6 protein-coding genes are annotated in these 7,344 nt (G+C 73.3%); 3 read left to right on the top strand and 3 right to left on the bottom strand.

All coding sequences use genetic code 11. From position 1 onward, the window contains the following. Positions 1 to 50 precede the first annotated feature (50 nt). Entirely contained in the window at positions 51 to 362 is a 312-nt protein-coding gene (locus ACWD4P_RS06235) for an ArsR/SmtB family transcription factor (protein ID WP_449778744.1), read from the bottom strand. 249 nt (positions 363 to 611) lie between these two features. Between ACWD4P_RS06235 and ACWD4P_RS06240 the strand changes: the two genes are divergently transcribed. After that, positions 612 to 2,093 (top strand): MFS transporter, encoded by a 1,482-nt coding sequence (locus tag ACWD4P_RS06240; protein ID WP_449778755.1) that lies wholly within the window; start codon positions 612 to 614, stop codon positions 2,091 to 2,093. Between the two features lie 59 nt (positions 2,094 to 2,152). Here ACWD4P_RS06240 and ACWD4P_RS06245 read toward each other — a convergent pair whose 3' ends face one another. Next, positions 2,153 to 3,961, bottom strand: a complete 1,809-nt coding sequence (locus ACWD4P_RS06245; RefSeq protein WP_449778745.1) for a CocE/NonD family hydrolase — start codon at positions 3,959 to 3,961, stop codon at positions 2,153 to 2,155. A 144-nt stretch (positions 3,962 to 4,105) separates the two neighbouring features. Next, complete coding sequence (locus ACWD4P_RS06250) at positions 4,106 to 4,945, bottom strand: helix-turn-helix domain-containing protein (RefSeq protein ID WP_449778746.1); 840 nt, start codon at positions 4,943 to 4,945, stop codon at positions 4,106 to 4,108. A 292-nt stretch (positions 4,946 to 5,237) separates the two neighbouring features. Here ACWD4P_RS06250 and ACWD4P_RS06255 point away from each other — a divergent pair, with 292 nt between their 5' ends. After that, positions 5,238 to 6,344 carry a hypothetical protein gene (locus tag ACWD4P_RS06255; protein WP_449778747.1) on the top strand — a complete coding sequence of 369 codons (1,107 nt, stop codon included), beginning with the start codon at positions 5,238 to 5,240 and terminating at the stop codon, positions 6,342 to 6,344. Positions 6,345 to 6,368: 24 nt separating this feature from the next. Then, complete coding sequence (locus ACWD4P_RS06260) at positions 6,369 to 7,235, top strand: DUF3592 domain-containing protein (RefSeq protein WP_449778748.1); 867 nt, start codon at positions 6,369 to 6,371, stop codon at positions 7,233 to 7,235. Positions 7,236 to 7,344 lie beyond the last annotated feature (109 nt).

The following is a 7,344-nucleotide window of genomic DNA, read 5'->3' on the forward strand; positions in this document are numbered from 1 at the left end:
CCCAAGCGGAGGTCAAGGTTCCTTGACCTCCGCTTGGGCCCGTCCCGCGGTCAGGAGTCGGCGCGGACCAGGTCGAGCAGCCCCGGGAACCGCCGGTCGAGGTCCTCGCGGCGCAGCGTGGCGGCCCGGCTGTTGCCGCGGTCGACCTGGCGGATCAGGCCGGATTCGCGCAGCACCCGGAAGTGGTGGGTGAGGGTGGACTTGGAGACCGGGAGGTTGAAGGAGGCGCAGGTGCGGGCCGCCCCCTCGCCCTCCCGCAGCAGGGCCGCGACCACGCCGTAGCGCAGCGGGTCGGCGAGCGCGCCCAGGACGGTGCGCAGGTCCATCTCCCCGACAGAGGGGTGGCCTTCGGCGTCGGGCATCGGTTCCTCCTCCTCGAAGGTATGGGTTGCATCGTACCTCGACACCATGGCAGCTTTAGGTTCGATCAAATCCGTACCTGGCCACCCCGTGGCCGGTTCAAGCCTGGAGTCACGCCCCCCTTGAGCACGCAGAGCGCACAGACCCCGCAGGCCACGCGGCCCGCGCCGTCCGGTGCCCCCGACCAGCGGCGGCGCCCCGTCCGCACGCCCGTCCTCGCCGCCGTCCTCCTCGCGGTCTTCGTCGTCCCGATGTCCATCTCCGGCACCGCGGTCGCCCTCCCCCGGATCGGCGCCGACACCCACGCCGACCTCGCCCCGCTCCAGTGGGTGGTCAACGCCTTCAACGTGGCCTTCGCGTGCTTCACCCTGGTCTGGGGCTCGGTCGCCGACGCCATCGGCCGGGCCAGGGCCTTCGCCGCCGGCGTCGCCCTCTACGCCCTCGGCTCGCTCGCCGGCGCCGTCGCCCCCGACGTCCTGTGGCTGGACGCCGCCCGGGCCCTCACCGGCATCGGCGGCGCCGCGATCTTCTCCTGCGGCGCGGCGATCCTCTCCACCGTCTTCGACGGCCCGGCCCGCGCCAGGGCCTTCGCGCTGTTCGGCACCGTCGCCGGGGCCGGCGTCGCCCTCGGCCCGTCGCTGGCCGGCGTGCTGGTGCAGGGCCTCGGCTGGCGCTGGGTGTTCGCGGTGCACGCCGCCGCCCTGGCGTTCGTCCTGCTCGCCCTGCCCGCGATCGCCCGCGCCGTGGCCGCCGCGACCGCCGCACCCGCCGGCGCCGGCACCACGGGCGGCGGGCGGATCGACGTCCCCGGCAGCGCGCTGTCCGTGCTCGCCATGGCGCTGCTCACCACCGCCATCGTCCAGGGCTCCCAGTGGGGTTGGGGCAGCGCGGGCGTACTCGGACTGTTCCTCGGCGCGATCGCCGCACTCGGCGTCTTCGTGGCCGTCGAGCACCGCAGCGCCCACCCGGTGCTGGACCTCGGCGTGCTGCGCGACCGCCGCTTCCTCGGCCTGTGCCTGGTGCCGGTGGCCGCCTCCTTCGGCTTCGTCACCGTGCTCACCTACCTGCCGAGCTACCTGACCGCCGTCACCGGCCGCGGCACCGGCTCCGCCGGGCTGGTGATGCTGCTGCTCACCGCACCGGTGCTGGTCCTGCCGATGCTCGCCTCCGGACTGGTCTCCCGCGGCGTGCGCCCGCTCACCCTGGTCCTCCTCAGCCTGGCCTGCCTGGTGGCCGGCGACCTCGCCCTCACCCTGCTCTCCCCCTCCGCCACCGTGCTGCTGCTCGCCGCCCCGATGCTCATCACCGGCGCCGGGATGGGGCTGTCCGCCGGCCTGGTCGACGGCCAGGCGCTGGCGCTGGTCGACCCGGCCAAGGCGGGCATGGCGGCGGGCTTCCTCAACACCCTGCGCCTGGGCAGCGAGGCCGTCGCCGTCGCGGTGTACGGCTCCGCGTTGGCCACCGCGCTCGGCACCCGGGTCGCCGACGGCATCGGCGCGCAGCCGGGCGCCTCCCGGGCCGGCGAGGTCGCCGACCGGGCGGCCGGCGGGGACCTCACGGGCGCCGCCGAACTCTCCGGCGCCACCGACCACCGCGCGTTCACGGACTTCCTCGCGCACGCCTACGACTCCGCCTTCCACTCCGTGCTGTGGGGCCTGGCGGCGGTCGGCGCGCTGCTCTCCGTCCTCATCGCGGTCCTGCTGCGCGGCTCCACGGCCAGGACCACGAGCTGACGGCGCCGCCCGGCCCGCCGCCCCGAGGACGACGGGCCGGGCCCGGTGCACCGTCCGGATCAGCCCAGGGGCAGCTCCAGCCGGGATTCGTGCCCGTTCGGCGAGCCGATGGTGGTGGTGCTGCCCTCCTCGCCCGTGAAGGCGTACAGCCGGTCACGGCTGTTGACGACCAGCGCCACCCGGTGGCCGACCGGCACGTCGTACGCGGCGGGCTGGAGCTGCCAGCCGACGGTGACGTCCTGGCCGGGCGTCAGGCCGAGCACGGTGTAGGGCTCGTGGGTGATGATCCGCGCGGTGCCGTCCGGGGCGACGTCGAACAGGTAGGCCACCAGGGTGGCGGCGTCCGCGGTGCTGCGCACGGTCAGCCGGACCGCCGCGGCGCCCCGGATGCGGCGGGCCGCCTCGCCGCTGCCGGTCAGCGGGTCCGTCGACCAGACCAGCAGGTTCTCCCGCTCGAACTCGGCCAGGACGTACTTCTTGGGGTTGCCCGTCCACTCCTTCTGGCCCGTCCCCATGACCTCGTCCACCGCGGTGGCCTTGGTCTCCGGGCCGGCGGTGAAGCTCCGCGACCAGCCCGCGGCCTGCTTGTCGGCCAGCGCGCCGTCACCGTCGCCGTTGACGCCGGTGAGGTACCAGGCCTCCGTCCCGGTGGTGACGTCCTCCCACGAGTCGTGGCCCTCCCGGCGGGCGGGCTCGGTGATCCGCTGCCCGCCGCCCAGCACCGGCTTGGTCTTGTAGGTGAACATGACCTGGTTGGTCACCCGCTTGCGGTTCGGCGCCTCGTTGTCGGCACCCAGCAGGTGGTGGTCCAGGAAGTCGTAGGCCTCCCGGAGGGGCTCCGCCAGGCCGGGGAACGGCAGGTGGGTCAGCAGACCGGACAGTCCGGCGCCCTCCGGCGCGCCGTGGTCGCCGATCCACAGGTTCAGCTGCTTCGGCACGGTCAGCCGGTTGTGGACGTCGATCACCGGGGCGACCGGGAAGAGGGTCTCGTGCCAGGTGTTGGAGATGTAGGTCGGGATGCCGAGTTCGTTGGTCCTGTCCAGGTACGTCTCCGGCGAGCGCTCGGTGCCCCAGGCGATCACGTCGTCGAGGTCGCGGTTCTGGTCGAACTTGTCGAGGATGTCCCGGGCCTCCTCGTCGAACTTGTCGTCCCGCTCCCCGCCCGTGAAGCCGACCAGCAGGTTGACGGCCTCCACGTGCCGGGTGTTGTTGGCGTAGAGGCTGGTGGCCAGGTTGCCCCAGGTGCTCAGCGCGACCACGGCCTTGACCCGTCGGCCCTCGTCGTGCGCGGCGACCAGCTGGCTGATCCCGGAGCCGTAGGACACGCCGAGGAAGCCGACCTTGCTCGGGCTGAAGTGTTCCTCCGCGTAGTCGATGACCTTCGAGCCGTCGGCCCGGTCCTTGGGCCCGGCGACGTCGATGTACCCCTCGGAGGTGGAGATCCAGCCCGGGTAGCCGAGTCCGCGCGGGGTGTAGGTGAGCACGTGGTAGCCGCGCAGCGCCAGCTTGAAGTAGGCGTAGACGAAGGGCAGCCAGCCGAGCGGGTTCCACCCCGCGGGCAGGATCACGACCGGGCGCCGCTCGTCGCCGTGCAGCTTGATGGTGAACGCCGACAGCCTGAGGTTCTCCTCGACGGGGATCCCGGTGACCTCGACCTCGGCGATCCGCCGCACCTGGGCCACCAGCTCGGCCAGCTCCGGCGGGAGCTGGACGCTCTCGTCGCCCTGGACAGCCGCCACCAGGGCGTTGCCGAGGTCGACGACGGCCTGGTTGACGGTGTTGCCCGGGCCCCGGAGGCCGCCGTCGGCGATCTCCGTGAGGGTCGCCTCGGTGATCGCCGGGATCGGCTGCCCACTGATACTGGCCATGCGAACCACCTTTTCCGTAACGGATACTGACCGCATCATGGTCCCGAGCGACCGGACGCTAACTGATGGATCGTCAGATTCCCTCGGATAGGTGGTTCTCGGTCGTCCTCCCTTGCCGATCACCGGACCGTGGTACTCGCCCCGTCACCCGAGCGCGGCGAGCGCCGGTCCGATCAACGCCCGGGCCCGGTCCCCGTACACGGCCGCACCGGACAACTTCTCGAAGGCGTCCAGGTAGTGGGCGATCTCGCGGGGCCGGGTGACGGTCAGGCTGGCCGTGAGGGTCTCCACCTCCACCTGCTCGCCGTCGTAGACGCTGAAGGTCTCCAGCGGCCACACCTCCCGCTCCGCGCCCGCCGGGACGATCCCCAGCGAGACGGCGGGCAGCGCGGTCGCGGCCAGCAGGTCCTCCAGTTGCCCGCGCATGACCCCGGCGTCCCCGATCCGGTGGCGCAGGACCGACTCCTCCATCAACAGGGCGAACCGCCGCCCGCCCTCCCGGACGATCCGCGAGCGCGCGAGCCGGGCGTCGACCGCGTCGGCGACGTCGTCGGGAGTGCCGTGGAAACGGGTGATCGCGGAGAGCAACGCCGTTGCGTAGCCCCGGCTTTGCAGGAGCCCGGGGACGAGGGAGGAGCTGTACACCCGGAACACCCGGGTGCGCTCGAACAACGGCACGTACGAGTTCTGCAGCCGGGTGAGCCCCGTGCGCTGGAGCCGCCGCCACTCCACGTACATCGACGCGGCGGACCGCGTCGCGGCGATGAGGTCGACCGACTGCTCCTCCGCCCCGCACAGCCGGCACCAGGTGCGGATGTCCTCGTCGGAGGGCGAGGTCAGCGCGTTGATGATGCGGGAGGACTTGGACGGGTGCCAGCCGGCCCGGAGCGCCAGCTCCCGCCCGTTGAACCCGGCGTCGCGGCACAACTCCCGCAGCCGGTCGGCGACTTCCTTCCGGGCCGCTCGCGCGCTGCTGGACGGCATGACTGAGGGCATGGTTCACCTGCCTGGATTCGGCTGAACCGGACACTTCCCGCACGGTTCGTGCCGAGAAGCGTAGCCGCGCACCGCCACCTCCCCCGAGTCGATTGCACATGGTTGCAAAGGAGTTGGAGGCCGAACCGGAAGACGAGCGGACGGCCGCGCGAAACCGGGAGCCGGCCGTGGCCCTCCGACGGGTCCGTCAACCGCGGTGATCGGCACGGGGACTTCGGAAGGGATCGGCCCGTCCGCAAAGGTCTGTCGGTCGGCCCCTCCGCCCGGCACAATCACCGGTATGACGATCACCTCCGGCGTGCCGCCCACGCGCAACACGCCGATCGCCCTCGCCCGTGGTCTCCTGACGGGCGGCGTCATCGGAGGATCGCTCGCCGGGATGGTCGTCGGCGTCGTCCTGGAGAAGGTGCCGCTGCTCCTCGGCGGCCTGGGCGTGCCGATCGGCTACGGTCTGCTGTTCCTCCTCGCCGGCCGGCCGCGGCGGGCGAGGGAGGCGGCCGTCGTCCCGCGGACGGCGCTGGCGGTGGTCGAGGACCGGACCGTCCCCGGGGGTGAGGTGACCGACCGGGCGGTGCGGTTCGACCTCACCGTCGTACCGGACGACGGGCCCGCGTTCCGGGTGGAGGTCACCCAGGACGTCAACGTCGCCGACCTCCCCGACTACGTGCCGCGCACCGTCCTGGTGGTCCGCTACCCGCCGGACCGGCCGACGGACGTGCGGATCGTGAAGCGGCCGACCCCGGAGTGGGAGGAGCGGGCGGCCGGGGCCCGACTCGACTCCGCGCCCGAGGCGACCAGGCTGAGCGAGCCTCCCGAGAGCCGTGCCATCGGCTTCCTCGGGCTCCTCGGCCTGCTGCTCGCCGCCGCGGCCGTCGTGTTCCTGTTCCGCGCGGACCTGTTCGAGCAGCGGCCCTCCGACCCGCCGTCCTCGTCGGCGGCCCCCTCGGTCTCCTCTGCCCCCTCGGCCTCCTCCTGGTCGACCGAGGTGGTGACCGGCGGGTCCGGCACCGTCGTGCTCGGCACGGGCCAGTCCTTCCTCGACGACGGCGAGTTGGGCCGGTCGATCGACTCCGTGACCCGGAACGGCGAGTACGGCCCGGTGACCACCCTCCAGGTGACGGACAACCTGCTGGCGGTGACGTTCTCCTCGGCCGGTACGAAGGCCCGCGAGTTCGATCCGAAGTCGCTGCCCTACGAGCGGTTCCCCGCCCTGGTCGAGGAGGCCAGGACCACCCTCGGCGTCCACGCCCCGCAGGCCTGGAGCATCACGGTCCTCCGCACCGACGGCCCCGTCACCATCACGGTCAGCGTGACCGGGCCCGGGGGCGCCGCCGTGCTGGAGGCAGACGGGCAGGGCCGGGTGCTGCGGCGCACCTCGGCACACTGAACCACGGACAGGAACGGGACCCACATGGACTGGCACGGAGTTCTGGCGCTGTGGTGCGGGGTGTTCGGCCTCGTCGCGCTGGTCGGGTACGGGCGGTCGCTGGCCGGCCTGACCCGGGCGCAGCGGACGGTACGGGTGACGGGGCGGATCGAACGGGTGCGGGAGCCGCGGAACGGGAGCTCGCAGAAGGACGGGATCGCGGTGGTCGTCCGCTTCCGGGATCCCTCCACCGGCGAGGAGTTCGTCGTCACGAACGACACCGGGACCGGCGACCGGATCACCACGGCCTGGGTCGGCCGGGAGGTCGGAGTCCGCTACCCGCCGGGGCGGCCGCACGCCTACCGGTTCACCTCCGGCCTCCAGGACGGCGGGCGCGGGCTCGGCTGGCCGAACTCCGCGGTGCTGCTGATCTACGTCGGGCTGGTGGTTGTCGCCTCGATCGACTGGGGCTGGCCGTGGGCCCTGGTCGCGGTCTGCGGGCCGCTCACCGTCCTCACCGCCCTCCACCTGCCCGGGCAGAGGCGGCGCATGAGGAAGCGTCTCGACGAGCTGGCCGCCATGGCATCCGCGCCGGGCCGCGTCATCGCCGTCCTCAGGACCGTCGAGACCGACGCGGACGGCGACCTCCGCACCAGCCGGACCCCCGTCTACTCCTTCACCACCCACGAGGGGACGGCCGTCACCGGCTACGAGCCCTCCGGCCTGCCCGACACCACCGCCGCGTACGGCCAGGAGGTCGTGATCCACTACGCGCCCGACGACCCGGCCGACTTCACACCGGCCCTCGCCGCCACCCGCAAGTCCGTGGAGGCCAACCTCGGCTGCGCGGTCCTGGCCCTCGTCGTCCTGGCCGCGGCGGCGGCCGCGGGAGTGGTCCTGCTCTCCCGATAGCCCGGTAGCGCCCGCCCCCGTCGCCCCCGGAGTGGGAAGTCGGCCCGGCCGACCTCGAACTGCGGCTCCACCTGGCCGAGTCGCTGCCGCCGCACCTGGTCCCCGCGGC

This window comes from Kitasatospora sp. NPDC002543 (assembly GCF_053594915.1).